The following is a 17,332-nucleotide window of genomic DNA, read 5'->3' as shown; positions in this document are numbered from 1 at the left end:
CGAGCGGCGAGGCGGGATCACTTCTTGAACATGTGATCCAGCTTGCTGGCCTTGGTCGAGAGGTAGAACTCGTTGTGGGGATTGCGCCCTTCCTGCAGGGGAACCCGCTCAGCCACCGGAATGCCGAAGGATTCCATCGCCTTCATCTTGCGCGGGTTGTTGGTCATCAGCTTGAGGGATTTCACCTCCAGCTGCTTGAGCATGTCGGCGCAGATGGTGTAGTCGCGCATGTCGGCGGCAAAGCCGAGCGCCACGTTGGCTTCAACGGTGTCGGCGCCCTGATCCTGCAGATGATAGGCCCGGATCTTGTTGAGCAGGCCGATACCGCGTCCTTCCTGACGCACGTACAGCAAGACGCCACGGCCCGCCTTGGCGATGTTTTCCAGTGCGGCCTGCAGCTGGAAGCCGCAGTCGCAACGCAGACTGAACAGGGCATCGCCGGTCAGGCATTCGGAGTGAATTCGGCCCAGCACCGGCTCATCACCCGTGATATCGCCCATCACCAGCGCGGCGTGATCCTTGCCGGTGCCGGTTTCCTGAAAACCGACCAGCGTGAAGGTGCCCCAGGGGGTTGGCAACTTGGATTTGGCCACGAGGGTAACGCTGCTCATAGGTTGCTCCTTACTACAGCTGCTTAAAAAAGGGCGGCCAGTTTAGCGCGCCTTGTCCGGAACAACCATAAGAACAAAACCTTGCACTGTTTAATGGCTTGCCCCGTTGTACACAAAGAGGACAGTTGCGACCGGTTTTGCGCAATTGTGTGTGCTGGCGACTGCCAGGCTCGGCACATTTGGGTATAATCGGCGCCCATTACCCCATCCCTCCCGGGATGTGTGCAACAAGTGTGCAGGAGAGACGTTATGCCGCAGATGGCCCCCGTGATGACAATTGATGGCCCAAGTGGTGCCGGCAAGGGCACCCTGTGCCAGTTGCTGGCTGAAAAACTGGGTTGGCACCTGCTCGACTCCGGCGCCATCTACCGGGTGCTGGCCCTGGCGGCCTTGCATCACGATGTCGAGCTCGATTCAGAAGCCGCGCTGGTTCCCCTGGCCGCCAATCTGGACGTGCAGTTTCAGGTCGATGCCGAGCAGGTGAAGGTCGTGCTGGAAGGGGAGGATGTTTCCCGTACCATTCGTACCGAGGAAGTGGGCAATGCCGCGAGCAAGATTGCCGCCTTCCCGCGGGTGCGCGAAGCTCTGCTGCGCCGTCAGCGCGCTTTTCGCCAGGCCCCTGGCCTCATCGCCGACGGTCGCGACATGGGCACCGTGGTTTTCCCCGAGGCGGAAGTGAAGATTTTCCTCGACGCCAGCGCCGAAGAACGGGCGGCTCGCCGCTATAAGCAGTTGCAAGATAAGGGCTTTGATGTTAACTTTGAGCGTCTTTTAACCGAGATTCGGGAGCGTGACGATCGCGACAGAAATCGTGCCGTTGCCCCCCTGAAACCGGCAGAAGATGCTCTCGTGGTGGATTCAACCGCCATGTCCATAGACGAAGTGCTGGCAACGGTGCTCGCCTATGCGGAGCAACAACTCGGCGATGCCAGCGCAAGCTGACATCCGGTCGTCTGCACCATGGATGGCGCAGATTATTTAAAACAACCCCGCTTGTGCTGGATGACAAGTGGATGTTTCATTTGTGACATAAACAATGATCGAATCTTTTGCTCAACTCTTTGAAGAGTCCCTGAATGCCGTTGAAACCCGTCAAGGTTCCATCGTCAAGGGTACTGTCGTTGCTATCGAAAATGGTTTCGTACTGGTTGACGCCGGTCTGAAATCTGAGTCCGCTATCCCGGCTGAAGAATTCAAGAACGCCATGGGCGAGCTGGAAATCAACGTAGGCGACTCCGTTGACGTGGCTCTGGACTCTATCGAAGATGGTTTCGGCGAAACCAAGCTGTCCCGCGAAAAAGCCAAGCGCCACGAAGCCTGGCTGCAGCTTGAAAAAGCTTACGAAGAGCAAGCTACCGTTATCGGTATCATCAACGGCAAGGTCAAGGGTGGTTTCACCGTTGAACTGAACGGCATCCGTGCCTTCCTGCCGGGTTCTCTGGTTGACGTGCGTCCGATCCGTGACACCGCTCACCTGGAAAACAAAGAACTCGAGTTCAAAGTCATCAAGCTGGACCAGAAGCGCAACAACGTTGTTGTTTCCCGTCGTGCCGTGATCGAGACCGAGAACACCTCCGAGCGCGAAAGCCTGCTGGCTAACCTGCAAGAAGGTCAAGAAGTTAAGGGTATCGTCAAGAACCTGACCGACTACGGTGCATTCGTAGATCTGGGCGGTGTTGACGGCCTGCTGCACATCACCGACATGGCGTGGAAGCGCGTTAAGCATCCTTCCGAAATCGTCAACGTTGGCGACGAGATCGCAGTCAAGGTTCTGAAGTTCGACCGCGAGCGTACCCGTGTATCCCTGGGTCTGAAGCAGCTGGGCGAAGATCCCTGGGTTGCTATCGCCAAGCGTTACCCGGAGACCACCCGTCTGTCTGGCCGCGTGACCAACCTGACCGACTACGGCTGCTTCGTTGAAATCGAAGAAGGCGTTGAAGGCCTGGTACACGTATCCGAGATGGATTGGACCAACAAGAACATCCACCCGTCCAAGGTTGTTAACGTTGGCGACGTGGTTGACGTGATGGTTCTGGACATCGACGAAGAGCGTCGTCGTATCTCCCTGGGTCTGAAGCAGTGCAAATCCAACCCGTGGCAGCTGTTTGCCGAAACTCACGCCAAGGGCGACCGTGTTTCCGGCAAGATCAAGTCCATCACTGACTTCGGTATCTTCATCGGTCTGGACGGCGGTATCGACGGCCTGGTTCACCTGTCTGACATCTCCTGGAACAACCAGGGTGAAGAAGCAGTTCGTGAATTCAAGAAAGGCGACGAAATCGAAGCCGTTGTTCTGCAAGTTGACCCGGAGCGTGAGCGCATTTCTCTGGGCGTCAAGCAGATCGAAGAAGACCCGTTCAATAAGTACCTGTCTGACAACAAGAAAGGTGCTATTGTGAAGGGTAAGGTTACCGAGGTTGATGCCAAGGGTGCCGTGATCGAACTGGCTGACGGCGTAGAAGGCTACCTGCGTGCCTCCGACGCTGCTCGTGACCGCGTAGAAGACGCCACTCTGGTGCTGTCTGTTGGTGACGAAGTTGAAGCTAAATTCATGGGCGTTGATCGCAAGAACCGCACCGTGAGCCTGTCTGTCCGCGCCAAGGACGAGGCTGACGAGCGTGTTGCCATCGACAACCTGAACCAACAAGAAGAAGTTGTGTTCAGCAATGCCATGGCTGAAGCGTTCAAAGCCGCCAAGGGTGAATAATCCTTGATGCAAGAAAAGGGCGGCGTGTCACGCCGCCCTTTTTTATCTTGGCGTAATGAATATTGCATGTGATCGGGGAAGGAGATTTAACGTTATGACCAAATCAGATCTCATCGAACAATTGGCTGCCAGCCGCATGCATATGCCGGCCAAAGATGTCGAAGCCGCCATCAAGGAGATCCTTGAGCAAATGGCGTCGACTTTGCAAAACGGCGACCGGATTGAAATCCGCGGATTTGGAAGTTTTTCACTGCACTATCGTGCACCCCGTGTGGGCCGCAACCCCAAGACCGGGGACAAGGTTGAATTGACCGGGAAATATGTTCCGCATTTCAAGCCCGGCAAAGAGTTACGCGAGCGCGTGAACATCATCGAATAATGCAGAAAATGGCATACCTGGGTATGCCTTTTTTGTTTTTACGGTTTCTATTGTGGCAATTGTCCGGTTTTGCCAAGTCTTTTCCCATTCGCTCTAGAGTCTGCCGGTGATTTTAAGGATAATCAGCCTCTCATTAGCTACTGACAGGGAGCTCCTATGAAGCGTATCTTGGCCCTCATTCCACTGGTGCTGGTGTTTATCCTGACGCTGGCCATCGGTTCGCAAAATGGCCAGCTGGTGCAGTTCAATTATCTGATTGCCCAAGGGGAGTTCTCGCTCTCCATGTTGCTGGGATTCTTCTTTGGTGGTGGCTTCCTGCTGGGCTGGCTGGTCTTCGGTCTGCTGTTCTTGCGCCTCAAGATGCAAAACCGCACCCTCAATCGCACCATGCGCCGTCAATCCCGTGAATTGGAGCTGGCCCGAACGGCTGCCAAGGAATAATGTCCCTCGATGCTTGAACTGCTTTTCCTGCTGTTGCCCATTGCCGCCGGCTACGGCTGGTATATGGGGCGCAGGAGTGTTCGCCAGGACACCCAGAAACAGAGTAACCAGTTTTCCCGCCAGTACGTGGCGGGTCTCAATTATTTGCTGTCCGACGAATCCGACAAGGCGGTGGATCTCTTCATCCAGCTGCTGGAAGTGGACAGCGAGACCATCGAAACCCACCTCTCCCTCGGCAACCTGTTTCGCCAGCGTGGCGAGGTAGACCGGGCCATCAAGATCCACCAGAACCTCATCACCCGCCAGCTCACCATGGAGCAGCGTCAGCTTGCCTTGCAGGAGCTGGCGCGGGACTTCCTCGCCGCCGGCCTGCTCGATCGGGCCGAGAAGCTGTGGCTCGAGCTCACCGAGGACGGGGAGTATGAGGAGACCGCGCTGGCCCAGTTGCAGCTTATATATCAGCAGTTGCGTGATTGGGAGAAAGCGATTGCGGTGAGTGAGCGGTTGCAAAAATTCCAGGGCAAGAAGCTGGCTCCCACCATCGCCCATTACCAGTGCGAGCTGGCCGACATGGCCCTGCGCGAAGAGAATCGCAAGCAGGCCCAGCTGCGTTTTCGCAAGGCCCTGACCGCCGATGGCAACTGTGTACGTGCCTCGCTCGGCCTCGGCTGGCTGGCCAAGGGGGAGGGCGATCCGCGCCAGGCGGCTCGCGAGTTTGAGCGAGTGCTTACCCAGGACATCGATTTCGCGAGCGAAGTGCTGGAACCCCTGTGCGAGAGCCTGGAGCTGTGCGGCGAGGAGGCGCGTATCCCCGAGCTGCTCGGCCAGGCCCAGGAGGCGAGGGCCGGCTTCCCGGTCACCTTGCGGCTGGCCGATTATGTAGAGCGCCACAACGGGCGCGAGGCAGCCTCCGAGCTGGTGCTGCGCCAGCTGCGGCGCACGCCGTCGCTGCGCGGCTTCCAGCACCTGATGGCGCTGCAGTTGCGTGGTGCCGAAGAGGGGCAGGCCAAGGAGAGCCTGACCATGCTCAAGGCGCTGGTCGACGAGCAGATCAAGATCAAATCCACCCACAAGTGCCGGCAGTGCGGGTTTGCCACCCACTCCCTGTTCTGGCAGTGCCCCTCCTGCCGCCAGTGGGGAGCCATCAAGCCGATCCGCGGTCTGGACGGGGAGTAAGAGCCACGACAATGTCATCAACCAGGCCCCTGTGGCCTGGTTTTTTCAGGCCGGGCCGGACTCACTCCGGACGGCGCATAACCATCGATAGGAAGTGAGATGCTAGATCCCAAAGTACTGGTTGCGCTGGATTATCAGCACGAGGCCGATGCCTTCGCCTTCATTGAACGTATCTCCCCGGCCCAGTGCCGTCTCAAGGTAGGCAAGGAGATGTTCACCCTGTTTGGCCCCCAGTTCGTGCGTCAGCTGGTTGCCAAGGGGTTCGATGTCTTTCTGGATCTGAAGTTTCACGACATTCCCAACACCGTCGCCAAAGCGGTCGCCGCCAGTGCCGAACTCGGCGTCTGGATGGTGAACGTGCACGCCAGCGGTGGCGAGCGGATGATGCGGGCCGCCAAGGAGGCGCTACTGCCTTATGGTGACAAGGCGCCGCTGCTCATCGGGGTGACCGTGCTGACCAGCATGGAGCAGTCCGACATGGCGCCGCTGGGTCTTGATGTGACGCCGGCCGAGCAGGTGATCCGGTTGGCCAAATTGACCAAAGACGCGGGGCTGGACGGGGTGGTCTGCTCCGCCAACGAAGCGCACGAGCTCAAGGCGCTGCTCGGTGACGAGTTCAAACTGGTGACGCCGGGGATCCGCCCCACCGGTTCGGCTGCCGGGGATCAGCGCCGGGTCATGACGCCGCTGGCGGCGGTGGAGGCGGGTGCCGACTATCTGGTGATTGGCCGCCCCATCACCCAGGCGGCCGATCCTGCCGCCATGCTGGCCGGCATCAACGCGGAGCTGGCGGGTCGCTGATAAAGAGAATGCCGGCCCGATGGGGTCGGCATTGCATCCGGTGCTGGCTCACTCCTTGACGGCGTGGGGGCGCAAGGTGACCGGCAGCAGGCCGAGCAACAGGCCGGCGCCCGAGCCAATCAGATGTGATTCAATGTGTACCCTGGCCCCGATGAGGGCGGACACCGGACTTTCCCCCGCACTGTAGAAATCCACCCCAAGCTTGATCGCTACCCCTGCCAGCATCAACCAGCCGGAGTGACGGCGATAGCGGATATCCTGCAGCGCGCCCCACACGAACAGGCCGTGCAACGCTCCCGACAGCCCCATGTACCACTGGGTCTGCGGACACCACCACCAGATGCCGAGCCCGACGGTGCTCCCCAGCAACAGCAGCAGCAGCGGCAGGCGACAGCCTGTCAGGTATTCGCGAAACAGGCTGTAGAGCACGCACAGCCCGCTCAGGTTGAGCAACAGGTGCCACAGATTGGTGTGGGCCAGATTGCCTGTTATGATGCGCCACCCTTCACCCTGGGCTATCAGGGTGCGATCGAAGGAGAGCTGGTGATTCGGCACGGTGAAAAAGAGCAGCAAACTGGCGAGTGAAAGCGTGATGACCCAGAGCAATCCTGATTTTTCTGACAACATGAAACAGTCCGACGACAACAAGAGTCGATACTGTACACGTTGCACCAGAGCCCTCAAAGCCTGTCTGTGCGATTATATTCGGCCGGTTTCACCCCATGCGCCCCTGCACATCCTGCAGCATCCGGGGGAGGTGGGTCATCCCAAGGGGACTGCCGTCCTCTTGGCCGCCTCGCTGGCGCAGGCCCGTCTGCATGTGGGTGAACAGGTGACCGATCTCCCCGAGCTGGCGGCCTTGTTGGCCGATCCCGCGCTGCAGTGTTATCTGCTGTGGCCGGATGAGGAGGCCATCACCCTTGCCGAGGTGCGAGAGCGGGAGACGGCCGAGCCGGCTCGCCGAGTCTGTTTTCTGCTGCTCGATGGCACCTGGCGCAAGGCCTACCGGATGCTGCACAGCAACCCCGAGTTGCAGCAGTTGCCACGAATTGGGCTGGATGCCGTCTCGGGACAGTACTCCATTCGCAAGAAGCCGTTTCCAGAGGCGCTGTCGACCCTGGAAGCGGGCTACCATCTGTTGTCCCAGTGGGAGGGCGCACCGGATCGCTTCGCCCCGCTGATGACCCTTTTTACCCATTTGAACCGGCAGTGGCATGATTTTGCCCAGGGCCGACGCAGTTGAACTGCCCAGAGGAGTGACATACGTGAAAAAAGCCGTCGTGGTATTCAGTGGTGGTCAGGACAGTACCACCTGCCTGGTCCAGGCCTTGTCTCGTTATGACGAGGTGCACGCCATCACCTTCGATTATGGCCAGCGCCATAGTGAAGAGATCGAGACGGCGCGCCGTCTGGCCAACCGGCTCGGCATCGCCGCCCACAAGGTGATGGACGTGACCATGCTGGGGGAGCTTGCCATCTCGGCCCTGACCCGGGACGAGATCCCGGTGAGCTTCGAGCTGCAGGAAAATGGCCTGCCCAATACCTTCGTGCCGGGCCGCAACATCCTGTTTTTGACTCTGGCCGCCATCTACGCCTATCAGGTGGGCGCCGAGGCGGTGATCACCGGGGTGTGCGAGACGGATTTCTCCGGTTACCCCGATTGCCGCGACGAGTTCGTCAAGGCGCTCAATCAGGCTGTCTCGCTGGGGCTGGATCGCACCATTCGTTTCGAGACGCCGCTGATGTGGCTCGACAAGGCCGAGACCTGGGCGCTGGCGGATCACTACGGCCACCTCGATACCGTGCGCCAGCAAACGCTCACCTGCTACAACGGCATTGCCGGCGATGGCTGCGGCGCCTGCCCGGCCTGCGATCTGCGCAGCCGTGGCCTGCAGCAGTACCTGGCCGACAAGGCGGGCGTGATGGCGCGTCTGCACCAAAAAACCGGGCTCGGTGAGAAAAGCGGATGCTGAGCCTGCGTCTCGGCCATGCTTGGGGTATAATCCGCGACTTTTGCAACCAGCCGTGACCAAGATGCATTACCCAATCAACGAGATATTCCAGACCATCCAGGGGGAGGGGGTCTTCACCGGCCTGCCCGCCATTTTCGTTCGCCTGCAGGGTTGCCCGGTGGGATGCCCCTGGTGCGATACCCGTCATACCTGGGTGGTCGATCCTGCTCGTGAAGTGGGCGTGCAGGCGGTGCTCGATTGCTCCAACGAATCCGATGGCTGGAGCAAGATGAGCACGGCGCAGATCCTGGCCAGCTTTCAGCAACTTGGCTATCAGGCGCGTCACGTGGTGATCACCGGGGGCGAACCCTGCCTCTATGACCTGCAGGATCTCTCTACCGCCCTCATTGCGGCAGGCTATCAGGTGCAGATCGAAACCAGTGGTACCAGCGAGATCAAAACCCATGAGCAGACCTGGGTCACCGTATCCCCCAAGATCAATATGAAGGGTGGGTTGCCGGTGCTGGTCTCGGCCCTTGAGCGCGCCAACGAGATCAAGCATCCGGTAGCCACCGAGCGCCACGTGGAGGAGCTGGATGTGCTGCTGGCCACCGCCCGCTTGCGCGACGACGTGGTGATTGCACTGCAACCCATCAGCCAGAAACCCAGGGCGACCCAGCTGGCCATGGCAACCTGCATTGCCCGCAATTGGCGACTCTCCATCCAGACCCACAAATATCTGGATATCGATTGAAATGGAGTGGTTGTCCGACGAGCGGGTCTTGCTGTCTCTGGCCAACAAGATGCCCTACGGCAAATATCGGGGGCGCCGCATCATCGATATTCCGGAGCCTTATCTGGTGTGGCTGGCCCGTACCGGTTTCCCGGCCGGATCGCTTGGTCAAACGCTGGCGCTTGCCTATGAAATCAAGCTCAACGGGCTGGAATCCATGATTGTTCCCATTATTAACAGGATGTCGGTATGAGAATATATACGAGGCAGGGCGACAAGGGCATGACTCGGCTGGCCGATGGCGTGCAACTGGCCAAAGACGATATGCGCGTGGAAACCTACGGCTATATCGATGAATTAAATTCTCATATAGGTCTTCTTATTGCCGAGGTGCCCGCAGCGGAAACCGGATTATTGGCAGACCTGTTATTGCTGCAACAGGAATTGTTCGATCTTGGCGGGGAGCTGGCATTTTCCAGTGACGCTCAGGAGGCTGCCATCTGGCAGGTGAATAACGAGTGGACCCTGCGACTGGAACAACAGATCGATGCCTACAGCGCCAATTTGCCGCAGCTGCGCAATTTCATTCTGCCCAGCGGCTCCCGGGCGGCAGCGCAAGCCCATGTGGTGCGCACCCTGACCCGGCGCTGCGAGCGTCTGCTGCTGACTTTGGGCCGTAGCGAACAGCTCAACCCGGCCATTCTGCCCTACATGAACCGACTGAGTGACTGGTTCTTCACCATAGCCCGCTACCTGCTGGCCTGTACCGCGACGCCCGAAGTGCTCTGGGTCAAGGCGGCAGAGCGGGGCTGACGGCAGGCCGCAGGCAATAAAAAACCTCGCAAGGCGAGGTTTTTTATTGAGCCTATTCTGCTTTATCAGATGGCAAAGTCTTCGACGGATTTACCTTCGGCGACCGCCTTGGCAATCACGGACGGCATGCGACCCTGACCGGTCCAGGTTTTTTCCACGCCGTTGTCCATATAGCGATATTTGGCCGGACGAGGGGCACGTTTGCTCTTGGTCGCCTTGGCCGGTTCGGCTGCGACTGTGCCAACCAGTTCTGCCGGATCAATACCGGCGGCTTTCAGCATTTCGGCATATTCATTAATTTTGCGCTGATGTTCTTCACGAGCCTGACGCTCGGCGGCTTCATCCTGCTGGCGTTCGCCGACGATCGCGGAGAGCTTTTCCAGGCCTTCTTCCAATTGTTCCAGCGTCAGCTCACGGCAAGCGGCGCGCAGGCTACGGATATTCAGCAGTACTTTCAAAAATTCGTTCATAGTGTTCACCACGCGAGCAAAAGAGTGAATTAAATAAAAATAGTTATTTTGGCTAATTTATACGGCCGTTCGGGATTAAGTCAAGCGAGTCGAATTAATAAATTCATGCCTGGAATTAAGTAATGCAATTGAATTCAGGCCCGATTCAGCAATATTGGCCAGTGGCATACTCGACTGAGTTCCAAGTAGATGAAAATAGCGACAAAATCATAATGTTTGCACCATTTGACTACCTCTTTGCCCTTTTGATCTGGCTTGTTTGGGGATTTAATCAAAAAACTTGCTATAACGTGTCGGCACGATAAAATGTGCCTCGAATACCTTTAAGTAGAGGCGCGCTGCCTATGACTACTTGTGCGGAGGGTGATGCCGATGATGCACAAGGAAAGGAGTCAGCGCCGAAGTGGCCAGGCCATCATACCGGGCTGCTGGTTCTGCATCTAATAGGTGCAGGACTGCCATAGTCATCCACTATGGAGCGCTACCTGAAGGGGCTGAGGAGTATTACCTCCCCATGGGTTTTGTTTCTTTATCCTCTCGGTAGATCTCCACCTGCTGTCTTTAGGTGCAAAGAGATCATGGACATCGTTCACTACGCCGACTCCGGTTGGTCAATCATTCCCCCTCTGCTGGCCGTCGCACTGGCGATCCTCACCCGCCGTGTGCTGCTGTCGCTGGGCGTCGGTATCGTTACCGGCAGCCTGCTGCTGAACCAGTTTTCTCCCCTCGACTCCCTGCATTACATGCTGAACACAGTGCTCAAGATCTTCTGGGTCGACGGGGCGCTCAACCGTGACAACATCAATATGCTGCTGTTCATGCTGCTGCTGGGCGGCCTCATCAGCCTGATGAGCGTCTCCGGCGCGACCCGGGCGTTTGCCGAGTGGGCCGCCAAGCGTGCCAGGACCCGCAAGGGGGCCAAGGCGCTTACCGGCATGATGGTGTTTGCCTTCTTCATCGACGACTTCTTCCACAGCCTGTCGGTGGGGGCCATCTGCCGTCCGGTCACCGACCGCTTCCAGATCTCCCGCGCCAAGCTGGCCTACTTGCTGGACTCCACCGCGGCGCCGGTCTGCGTGCTGATGCCCATCTCCTCCTGGGGGGCCTACATCATCGCCCTGGTGGGCGGTATCATGACGGCTCATGGCATCACCGGGCAGAGCCCCATCTCCGCCTTCGTCGAGATGATCCCGATGAACCTCTATGCGGTGTTTACCCTCATCATGGTGCTGGTGGTGATCGCGTTTCAGCTGGATATCGGTCCGATGCGCCAGCACGAGCAGTGGGCGCTGGAAGGCAAGCTGTGGGATGAGTCCAAAGGCCGCCCCATCGGTCTGGACATGGAGAGCCCGGAGGAGAGCAACGGCGGCATGATCGACATGGTGCTGCCGATCCTGACCCTGACCGCGGCCACCGTCTACTTCATGATCGACTCCGGCGCTGCCGTGCTGGCCGCCAATGGCGAGCCGTTCAGCGTGCTCGGTTCGTTCGAAAATACCAACGTGGGTTCCTCCCTGGTCTACGGCGCCCTGTGCAGCCTAGTGGTTTCCATCGGTCTGGCCATGCGTCTGAAGCTCGGTGCCAAGAACTGGCTCAAGGCCGCGCCGCAAGGGGTGATGGCCATGCTGCCGGCCATCAACATCCTGCTGTTTGCCTGGACCATTGGCGCCGTGGTGCGCGATGTGGAGACCGGCAAGTACCTGGCCTCCCTGGCCAACGGCAATCTGCCGGTGGAAGTGCTGCCGGCCGTGGTGTTCGTGCTCTCCTGCGCCATGGCGTTTGCCACCGGCACCAGCTGGGGCACCTTCGGCATCATGCTGCCGCTGGCGGGTGACATGGCGGCGGCCAGCGATGCGGCCCTGATGTTGCCGATGCTGGCCGCCGTGCTGGCGGGGTCGGTGTTCGGGGATCACAGCTCGCCCATCTCCAGCACCAGTATCCTGTCGGCCACCGGTGCCGGCTGCCATCACATCGATCACGTGATGACCCAGCTGCCCTATGCCCTGGCCATCGCCTTCGGCGCCGCCCTCGGTTATCTGGTGATGGGGCTGATGCACTCGGTGCTGGCGGGTTTCAGCGTGAGCGCCCTCTGGTTCGTCATCTTCTCCAGCTACCATTTGCGCAAGGCAAGGTCCCAGGCGGGCCTGGCTGTTGCTTAAAACGTACAAGGGGCCGCAAGGCCCCTTGGTTTTGTTAGGTGCTTTGGTTAGCATGCGCCCCATAAATTCAGTTTCGGAACAGTATCATGGCTTCACTGCACTACAAGTTTGCCACCATGAATTCAGGCAAATCGACCCAGCTCATTCAGGCGCACTTCAACTATCTGGAGCGGGGCATGCATCCCTTGGCCATGACACCCGCCATCGACGACCGCTTCGGGGTCGGGGTGATCAGCGCCCGGGTGGGGTTGGAGCTGAAAGTCGAAGTGTTCAGAGAGCGCTGTGATCTGTTCGAGATGGTGAAAGCCCGTCATGCCGAGAAGCGTATCGATGTGTTCATCGTCGATGAGGCCCAGTTCCTGACCAGGGAGCAGGTCTATCAGCTGGCCCGTATCGTCGACGAGCAGGACATTCCGGTGATCGCCTACGGCCTCAAGACCGATTTTCGCGGCGAGCTGTTTCCCGGCTCCTATCATCTGCTCTGCCTGGCCGACAAGTTCGAGGAGCTGAAAAGCATCTGCTGGTGCGGCAACAAGGCGCACATGAACTCCCGGGTCAATGAAGCAGGCCAGGTGATGCGAGATGGCGAGCAGGTGGAGATCGGCGGCAACGATCGCTATGTCTCCCTGTGCCGCAAGCACTACCTGGAAGGGCGGGCTTTCAAATAACCCGCGGCTGATGGGGATAACATGAACAAGCAAGGCGCCAATCTGGCGCCTTGTTTGTTTCCGAGGGGTCAATCGATCTCGATATCGACGGGGGCGATGATGGGATCGGCCACCGGCAGGCGGTGGAACAGCTGGCGAAAGTGCTGCTGCACCCGGCCGATATCCACCAGCGACATGCCGGAGGCGAAGCCGAACCAGACGTAGAGGCCGGTGAGATCGCGAAACATGGGGGGCAGATAACGGGGCGCACTGATGAGCCCCTCCAGATAGTGCTGATAGAGCACGGGGATGTCGTCCAGGGTCACCTTGCCGACAAACAGCATGGGCAGGATCTCGGGGACTCCCTCCAGCACGGCGCTGCGGATGAAGTTGACCGTCTCCACATAACCCTTCACATAGGAGAGATCCTTGGTGAAGCAGGCGCCCCCCTCGACCATACCGCCGCGAAACACCCGCTGGGTGATCTTGTAGGCATCGTGCTCGCTGGCACCCTGATCGACGAAATGCCGGAACACCTCGATGAAGTCGGCGCCGCGCTCCGCCATATCGATGGCCATCACCCGATCCGAGATGCGCTTGGCCCTGTCCGGAAAGGAGCTGAAAGTGAGGGTCTCTATCAGTACCGCCAGCCCCTCCTGGCAGGCGGTGATGCGCGGCGAGCCGGCACTGAGCCAGGTGGCATAGGGTTGCTGGCGGCCGTTGAGGGTGGTGCCCACGTGTACCCAGCCCTCGTGGACCTCCAGCACCTGCAGATCCAGCTCGGAGAAGCGGGCGTGGGAGTTGAGCTTGATGTAATCGCCGCCGGCCGCCGCGTCCGAGACGATGCCATCGCTCAGCTTGACCTGCACTGTGGCGTCACTGAAATAGTTCGACAGCTTGCTCTGCAACCTGGCCACCGCCGCTTCCCCCTCGAACTCCTTGGGGTAGGGGCGCACCAGGTGGCGGGCGCCGGGCAGGGAGAAGATGTCGCACAGCCTGGCCCCCAGCTCCTTGAGGGTCTTGCGATCGCCGCGCAGGTGATCGCCGGCCGAGCCGTAGAGCAGCCGGCTGTAACGCAGAAAGTCCGGCTGCCCGCGCTGGCGCAGCATCTCGATGACCACCATGTATTGATCCACCGTCTCCTGCAGGATGCGGCCAAGCTCATCCTGGGGACCGAGCCGGCGCCGGATCCTGTCCCGCAGCTCCTTGAGCTCCAGGTACTTGTTGCGGGGATCGAAACCGAGGGGAAGGCCATCATAGAAGGCCTTGTCGACGGCCGGCAGCGTGCGCCCTCCGCTGGCCAGAAAGTCGGCCTGCAGGTGACGGGGCCACTTGATGGCATCCAGAATGCGGATGGGCTTTTGCAGGATCAAGAGCTCATCCGAGAGGGATTTCAGATGCAGACGGTACTTTTCTTGGATGGTCATTTAGCCCCCTGTGGGGCGAGTGTGGCGCTGGAATGGGCTGAGTATATGCAGGCTGCTTGCCAAAAAGAAGCGAGGGCCGTGCTTATCCAGCCAGTGCGCTTTTGGTTGCCGGAAAATTGGTTTAGACTGCGCCCCTTGATCCCAATTGTGTCGTGGAAATGATGAATATTCCCAGCTCCGAAATGATAATGCGTTGGTTGCAGCAGGCTCGTATCGAGCACTATGTCTGTGATCAGTGCCATGGTATCCACATCGTCTCCCTGCAGTCCGTCGAGGGCATCCAGGAGAGCCGGATCTTCGTTGAAGAGGAAGGGGTGCTGTTTTCATCCGAGCTGGAGGTGCGTCCCTCCGCCTTGCTGCCGCTGGTGGCCGAGCTGGGTCGCCTCAACATGCAGTACCCGTCGCTCAAGGTGTTCCTCGACATCATCGATGACAACCTGCCGCGACTGGTGGTGGGCCATACCGTCTTTACCAAGGCGGGGCTCTCCGTCGAGCAGTTCCTGCTGTTTGTCGAAAGCACCATAGCCGCGACCCATGAAGTGGTCTCCGAATGCGAGCGGTTGGGCTTCCTGAATCTGCCGGAAATCCAGGTTGCGCCGGAGTCTGTGCACTGATTTGTGCGTTAAATGTGCGAACGGTTCGTCTGATGCAAAAAGCCGTTGACGCCGGCGGGGCTTTCCCCTAAATTACGCCCGTTCCAGCGCAACAGCGCAGCGAACATCGTGCTGGCTGAGCACGTTAAACAACAGACCAAAATTTGGTGAGGTGACCGAGAGGCTGCCCACCGACGAAGTCGGCAAGATGCGCGCGCAGCGTGCTCCGAAAGCCACTTCAAGAAGTAAAAATTTGGTGAGGTGTCCGAGTGGCTGAAGGAGCACGCCTGGAAAGTGTGTATACGGCAACGTATCGAGGGTTCGAATCCCTCCCTCACCGCCAAATAAAGCAAAAGGCCCCGTCTTGCGACGGGGCCTTTTGCTTTATCCGATGATGGGCGGCTTGGTTCGGACCCTGGTTCGACAGGCGGGCAGGATAGCCCGCATGGACGGCCAGAGGTCGCCCGCAGGGCGAGCGCCAGGGACGGTGCGAGTCAATCCCGACCCATCCTCAGATGTTAAAACCGACCCGATGGTCGGTTTTTTGTTTTGAAGAGTCATCAGCTCATCTCGAAGAGGGAGGGTGAGAACCCTCGCCGGGTTCGAGCAGAGCAGCTTGCTGCGATGAACGGCCGCAGGCCGCCCCGAAGGGGTGAGCCACGCAGTGGCGAATCATCCCTCCCTCACCGCCAAATAAAACAAAAGGCCCCGTCGCAAGACGGGGCCTTTTGTTTTATTTAGTCATGAATCTCTCGGCATCATCCCCCTGGGAACGAGGGGCAGTGATTTCCCCGCCGGACATGTATCCGGGCTGCTCCGTGCTCTATAGCCCCGTTATTGGGTGCCAAGGCGTGCCATCACTCGGCGGTGCCCATCAATCTGGGTAAGCATGCCAATACCGCATCCAGGGGCTCGCTGCTTTGATGGGCACGGCACAACACGATGGCGCCCTCTATGCTGGCGATGATCCCCAGAGCACAGGCTCTGGCAGAGGCGTCGGCCTGCCCCTGTGCCATCAGGTGATCGGCAATCAGCTGTTGCCAGTGGCCAAAGACCTGGGCCACCGCCTCCTTGATTGGCTCCCCATCCTCTTCATGCTGCGCTTCGATGGCCGCTGCCACGATCGGGCACCCCGCGCGAAAGTGAGATTGCGTCAACCGCTCACGCCAGTGGGATACAAACAGACCGAGACCCTGCCTGGCATCGGCCTGCAGGCAGCGCTGCAGTTGCTCGGATGCCTGGGCGCCGGCCCAGTGTATTGCCTCCGTCACTATCTGATTCTTGCCGCCGGGAAAATGATGATACGTGGAACCCAGGGGTGCATCGGCGAACTTGCTCACTTCACGGATGCTGATCCCTCTCAAACCATGCCGTGCCAGCATGGCGGCAGCGGCCTCAATCACCCGTTGACGCCCGGTCGATGTGCACTCTTTCACGCTGCACCCTCTTGCTATGACGAGTGTCATAGTATAGCGTTCGGAGCATGACTATGACAATCGTCATACTTCAGGGAGGAATATGGCTGCTATCTCGTTTCACACCGACGATGACTATCTGATCCAGGGGCAACTGTACCCGGCAACAGGGCAGGTGCAGGGCAAGATCATCGTCGCGGGGGCTACTGGCGTGCCGCAGGGCTTCTATCGTCGCTTTGCCGAGTTCGCCAGTGAGCAAGGGTTTACCACCCTGACTTTTGACTACCGGGGCATAGGCGCGTCAAAACCCGCGTCACTCAAAGGCTTCGAGATGGATTTGCTCGATTGGGGAAGGCGCGATCTGGCCGCCGCAGTGGAAACCATGAGCGGGGACGATCTCCCCCTGTTCGTCATCGGCCATTCCTATGGTGGGCACGCCTTCGGCCTGCTCCCCAATCATCGGAAAGTCTCCGGGCTCTATGTCTTCGGCACCGGGGCCGGGTGGCACGGCTATATGCCCTTCAGCGAGCAGCTCAAGGTGCTCACCATGTGGAACACAGTGCTGCCGCTGCTGACCTGGTGGAAAGGCTATTGCGCGTGGAGCCTGCTGGGCATGGGAGAAGATTTGCCAAAAGGCGCCTTTGTACAATGGCGGTACTGGTGCCGTTTTCGTCACTATTTCTTTGACGACCCGGCGATGCGTGGCATCGAGCGTGCTTACCAAAGCGTCCAGACTCCCATTGTGGCGGCCAATGCGCTGGACGATCGCTGGGCGATGCCCGCATCACGCGACGCCTTCATGAAGCACTACAGTAATGCTCCCGTGACGCGTGTTGATCTCTTTCCTCATACTTTGGATGGAGCAATCGGCCATATGGGCTATTTTCGCAAGTCTGCCACGCCCCTGTGGCAGGCCAGCCTCGCCTGGTTCAAGTCATTGGAGGGGATTCGCTGAGTCCATGCGGATAAGGTCGTGGCACCTTGCTCCTGAATTCCCCATCAGGCAAA

The 17,332-nt window shown here is 59.1% G+C and carries 20 protein-coding genes, 1 tRNA gene, 1 other RNA gene, 1 pseudogene and 1 riboswitch; of the genes and pseudogenes, 17 read left to right on the top strand and 6 right to left on the bottom strand.

The annotated features are described in order from the left end of the window. Positions 1 to 17: 17 nt before the first annotated feature. Entirely contained in the window at positions 18 to 611 is a 594-nt protein-coding gene (ribA, locus tag ACB033_RS09855; RefSeq protein WP_005299914.1) for a GTP cyclohydrolase II, read from the bottom strand. Between the two features lie 249 nt (positions 612 to 860). Between ribA and cmk the strand changes: the two genes are divergently transcribed. From cmk to pyrF, 6 genes are all read left to right on the top strand, one after another. Then, positions 861 to 1,553 (top strand): (d)CMP kinase, encoded by a 693-nt coding sequence (gene cmk / locus ACB033_RS09850; RefSeq protein ID WP_010634252.1) that lies wholly within the window; start codon positions 861 to 863, stop codon positions 1,551 to 1,553. Between the two features lie 94 nt (positions 1,554 to 1,647). Next, positions 1,648 to 3,318 (top strand): 30S ribosomal protein S1, encoded by a 1,671-nt coding sequence (gene rpsA, locus ACB033_RS09845; RefSeq protein ID WP_005299919.1) that lies wholly within the window; start codon positions 1,648 to 1,650, stop codon positions 3,316 to 3,318. Between the two features lie 94 nt (positions 3,319 to 3,412). Then, positions 3,413 to 3,697, top strand: a complete 285-nt coding sequence (ihfB, locus tag ACB033_RS09840; RefSeq protein ID WP_005299934.1) for an integration host factor subunit beta — start codon at positions 3,413 to 3,415, stop codon at positions 3,695 to 3,697. Between the two features lie 156 nt (positions 3,698 to 3,853). Continuing rightward, positions 3,854 to 4,138 (top strand): LapA family protein, encoded by a 285-nt coding sequence (locus ACB033_RS09835; RefSeq protein WP_005299936.1) that lies wholly within the window; start codon positions 3,854 to 3,856, stop codon positions 4,136 to 4,138. Positions 4,139 to 4,147: 9 nt separating this feature from the next. Beyond that, the gene (gene lapB, locus ACB033_RS09830; protein WP_010634251.1) at positions 4,148 to 5,314 is read left to right on the top strand and encodes a lipopolysaccharide assembly protein LapB; all 1,167 of its coding nucleotides are present in this window, start codon (positions 4,148 to 4,150) and stop codon (positions 5,312 to 5,314) included. 99 nt (positions 5,315 to 5,413) lie between these two features. Beyond that, positions 5,414 to 6,115 (top strand): orotidine-5'-phosphate decarboxylase, encoded by a 702-nt coding sequence (gene pyrF / locus ACB033_RS09825; RefSeq protein WP_017785432.1) that lies wholly within the window; start codon positions 5,414 to 5,416, stop codon positions 6,113 to 6,115. Positions 6,116 to 6,163: 48 nt separating this feature from the next. On the opposite strand, the gene rrtA is transcribed toward pyrF, so the two are convergent. Then, on the bottom strand, positions 6,164 to 6,742 hold the full coding sequence (gene rrtA / locus ACB033_RS09820; protein WP_240041736.1) for a rhombosortase: 579 nt from the start codon (positions 6,740 to 6,742) through the stop codon (positions 6,164 to 6,166). Between rrtA and ACB033_RS09815 the strand changes: the two genes are divergently transcribed. The 5 genes from ACB033_RS09815 to ACB033_RS09795 all read left to right on the top strand — a co-directional run bounded on the left by ACB033_RS09815 (position 6,672) and on the right by ACB033_RS09795 (position 9,613). Further along, positions 6,672 to 7,358 (top strand): tRNA-uridine aminocarboxypropyltransferase, encoded by a 687-nt coding sequence (locus tag ACB033_RS09815; protein WP_139724665.1) that lies wholly within the window; start codon positions 6,672 to 6,674, stop codon positions 7,356 to 7,358. The genes rrtA and ACB033_RS09815 overlap by 71 nt on opposite strands. Positions 7,359 to 7,380: 22 nt before the next feature. After that, a complete protein-coding gene (gene queC, locus ACB033_RS09810) occupies positions 7,381 to 8,088 on the top strand; it encodes a 7-cyano-7-deazaguanine synthase QueC (RefSeq protein ID WP_139724667.1) in 708 nt (235 codons plus the stop codon). 61 nt (positions 8,089 to 8,149) lie between these two features. Next, a complete protein-coding gene (gene queE / locus ACB033_RS09805; RefSeq protein ID WP_162519826.1) occupies positions 8,150 to 8,821 on the top strand; it encodes a 7-carboxy-7-deazaguanine synthase QueE in 672 nt (223 codons plus the stop codon). Position 8,822: 1 nt separating this feature from the next. After that, positions 8,823 to 9,053 carry a DUF3820 family protein gene (locus ACB033_RS09800; protein WP_005299948.1) on the top strand — a complete coding sequence of 77 codons (231 nt, stop codon included), beginning with the start codon at positions 8,823 to 8,825 and terminating at the stop codon, positions 9,051 to 9,053. Further along, positions 9,050 to 9,613 (top strand): cob(I)yrinic acid a,c-diamide adenosyltransferase, encoded by a 564-nt coding sequence (locus ACB033_RS09795; protein WP_139724671.1) that lies wholly within the window; start codon positions 9,050 to 9,052, stop codon positions 9,611 to 9,613. Before ACB033_RS09800 ends, ACB033_RS09795 begins: the two co-directional genes overlap by 4 nt. A gap of 65 nt (positions 9,614 to 9,678) precedes the next feature. Here the strand turns inward: ACB033_RS09795 and ACB033_RS09790 are convergent, their stop codons facing one another. After that, positions 9,679 to 10,083: an H-NS family nucleoid-associated regulatory protein gene (locus tag ACB033_RS09790; RefSeq protein ID WP_005299952.1), complete on the bottom strand. Its 405-nt coding sequence runs from the start codon at positions 10,081 to 10,083 to the stop codon at positions 9,679 to 9,681. A gap of 320 nt (positions 10,084 to 10,403) precedes the next feature. Further along, positions 10,404 to 10,575: riboswitch (Lysine riboswitch) on the top strand. A gap of 86 nt (positions 10,576 to 10,661) precedes the next feature. Between ACB033_RS09790 and ACB033_RS09785 the strand changes: the two genes are divergently transcribed. Together ACB033_RS09785 and ACB033_RS09780 are read left to right on the top strand one after the other, a co-directional pair. Then, positions 10,662 to 12,242 carry a Na+/H+ antiporter NhaC family protein gene (locus ACB033_RS09785; RefSeq protein ID WP_005299954.1) on the top strand — a complete coding sequence of 527 codons (1,581 nt, stop codon included), beginning with the start codon at positions 10,662 to 10,664 and terminating at the stop codon, positions 12,240 to 12,242. An 86-nt stretch (positions 12,243 to 12,328) separates the two neighbouring features. Further along, on the top strand, positions 12,329 to 12,910 hold the full coding sequence (locus ACB033_RS09780; protein ID WP_005299956.1) for a thymidine kinase: 582 nt from the start codon (positions 12,329 to 12,331) through the stop codon (positions 12,908 to 12,910). Positions 12,911 to 12,978: 68 nt separating this feature from the next. On the opposite strand, the gene ACB033_RS09775 is transcribed toward ACB033_RS09780, so the two are convergent. Beyond that, positions 12,979 to 14,316: a flavohemoglobin expression-modulating QEGLA motif protein gene (locus tag ACB033_RS09775; RefSeq protein WP_139724675.1), complete on the bottom strand. Its 1,338-nt coding sequence runs from the start codon at positions 14,314 to 14,316 to the stop codon at positions 12,979 to 12,981. 158 nt (positions 14,317 to 14,474) lie between these two features. Between ACB033_RS09775 and ACB033_RS09770 the strand changes: the two genes are divergently transcribed. The 3 genes from ACB033_RS09770 (at position 14,475) to ACB033_RS09760 (ending at position 15,601) form a co-directional block, all read left to right on the top strand. Then, positions 14,475 to 14,930 (top strand): YbjN domain-containing protein, encoded by a 456-nt coding sequence (locus ACB033_RS09770; protein ID WP_005299960.1) that lies wholly within the window; start codon positions 14,475 to 14,477, stop codon positions 14,928 to 14,930. A 234-nt stretch (positions 14,931 to 15,164) separates the two neighbouring features. Further along, a tRNA-Ser gene (locus tag ACB033_RS09765) sits at positions 15,165 to 15,252 on the top strand. Between the two features lie 220 nt (positions 15,253 to 15,472). Continuing rightward, positions 15,473 to 15,601, top strand: a non-coding RNA gene (locus tag ACB033_RS09760) — RtT sRNA. A 165-nt stretch (positions 15,602 to 15,766) separates the two neighbouring features. Here ACB033_RS09760 and ACB033_RS09755 read toward each other — a convergent pair. Both ACB033_RS09755 and ACB033_RS09750 read right to left on the bottom strand, forming a co-directional pair. Then, positions 15,767 to 16,180: a TetR family transcriptional regulator C-terminal domain-containing protein gene (locus tag ACB033_RS09755; protein WP_240041739.1), complete on the bottom strand. Its 414-nt coding sequence runs from the start codon at positions 16,178 to 16,180 to the stop codon at positions 15,767 to 15,769. Between the two features lie 3 nt (positions 16,181 to 16,183). After that, a pseudogene (locus tag ACB033_RS09750) lies at positions 16,184 to 16,375 on the bottom strand (TetR family transcriptional regulator); the annotation flags it as partial. Between the two features lie 52 nt (positions 16,376 to 16,427). On the opposite strand from ACB033_RS09750, the gene ACB033_RS09745 reads away from it, so the two are divergent. Beyond that, on the top strand, positions 16,428 to 17,279 hold the full coding sequence (locus ACB033_RS09745; protein WP_010633704.1) for an alpha/beta fold hydrolase: 852 nt from the start codon (positions 16,428 to 16,430) through the stop codon (positions 17,277 to 17,279). Positions 17,280 to 17,332 lie beyond the last annotated feature (53 nt).

It is taken from the genome of Aeromonas sp. S15(2024), from assembly GCF_041402265.1.
GTDB lineage: Bacteria > Pseudomonadota > Gammaproteobacteria > Enterobacterales > Aeromonadaceae > Aeromonas > Aeromonas dhakensis.
Note: the sequence above shows the minus strand (reverse complement) of the source record. Positions and strands in the feature narration are given on the sequence as shown.

Bases quoted from the DNA above. Each gene is read 5' to 3' on its own strand.
- ribA (WP_005299914.1), bottom strand. From the start codon at position 611: ATGAGCAGCGTTACCCTCGTGGCCAAATCCAAGTTGCCAACCCCCTGG.
- cmk (WP_010634252.1), top strand. From the start codon at position 861: ATGCCGCAGATGGCCCCCGTGATGACAATTGATGGCCCAAGTGGTGCC.
- rpsA (WP_005299919.1), top strand. From the start codon at position 1,648: ATGATCGAATCTTTTGCTCAACTCTTTGAAGAGTCCCTGAATGCCGTT.
- ihfB (WP_005299934.1), top strand. From the start codon at position 3,413: ATGACCAAATCAGATCTCATCGAACAATTGGCTGCCAGCCGCATGCAT.
- ACB033_RS09835 (WP_005299936.1), top strand. From the start codon at position 3,854: ATGAAGCGTATCTTGGCCCTCATTCCACTGGTGCTGGTGTTTATCCTG.
- lapB (WP_010634251.1), top strand. From the start codon at position 4,148: ATGCTTGAACTGCTTTTCCTGCTGTTGCCCATTGCCGCCGGCTACGGC.
- pyrF (WP_017785432.1), top strand. From the start codon at position 5,414: ATGCTAGATCCCAAAGTACTGGTTGCGCTGGATTATCAGCACGAGGCC.
- rrtA (WP_240041736.1), bottom strand. From the start codon at position 6,742: ATGTTGTCAGAAAAATCAGGATTGCTCTGGGTCATCACGCTTTCACTC.
- queE (WP_162519826.1), top strand. From the start codon at position 8,150: ATGCATTACCCAATCAACGAGATATTCCAGACCATCCAGGGGGAGGGG.
- ACB033_RS09800 (WP_005299948.1), top strand. From the start codon at position 8,823: ATGGAGTGGTTGTCCGACGAGCGGGTCTTGCTGTCTCTGGCCAACAAG.
- ACB033_RS09795 (WP_139724671.1), top strand. From the start codon at position 9,050: ATGAGAATATATACGAGGCAGGGCGACAAGGGCATGACTCGGCTGGCC.
- ACB033_RS09790 (WP_005299952.1), bottom strand. From the start codon at position 10,083: ATGAACGAATTTTTGAAAGTACTGCTGAATATCCGTAGCCTGCGCGCC.
- ACB033_RS09785 (WP_005299954.1), top strand. From the start codon at position 10,662: ATGGACATCGTTCACTACGCCGACTCCGGTTGGTCAATCATTCCCCCT.
- ACB033_RS09780 (WP_005299956.1), top strand. From the start codon at position 12,329: ATGGCTTCACTGCACTACAAGTTTGCCACCATGAATTCAGGCAAATCG.
- ACB033_RS09775 (WP_139724675.1), bottom strand. From the start codon at position 14,316: ATGACCATCCAAGAAAAGTACCGTCTGCATCTGAAATCCCTCTCGGAT.
- ACB033_RS09770 (WP_005299960.1), top strand. From the start codon at position 14,475: ATGATGAATATTCCCAGCTCCGAAATGATAATGCGTTGGTTGCAGCAG.
- ACB033_RS09745 (WP_010633704.1), top strand. From the start codon at position 16,428: ATGGCTGCTATCTCGTTTCACACCGACGATGACTATCTGATCCAGGGG.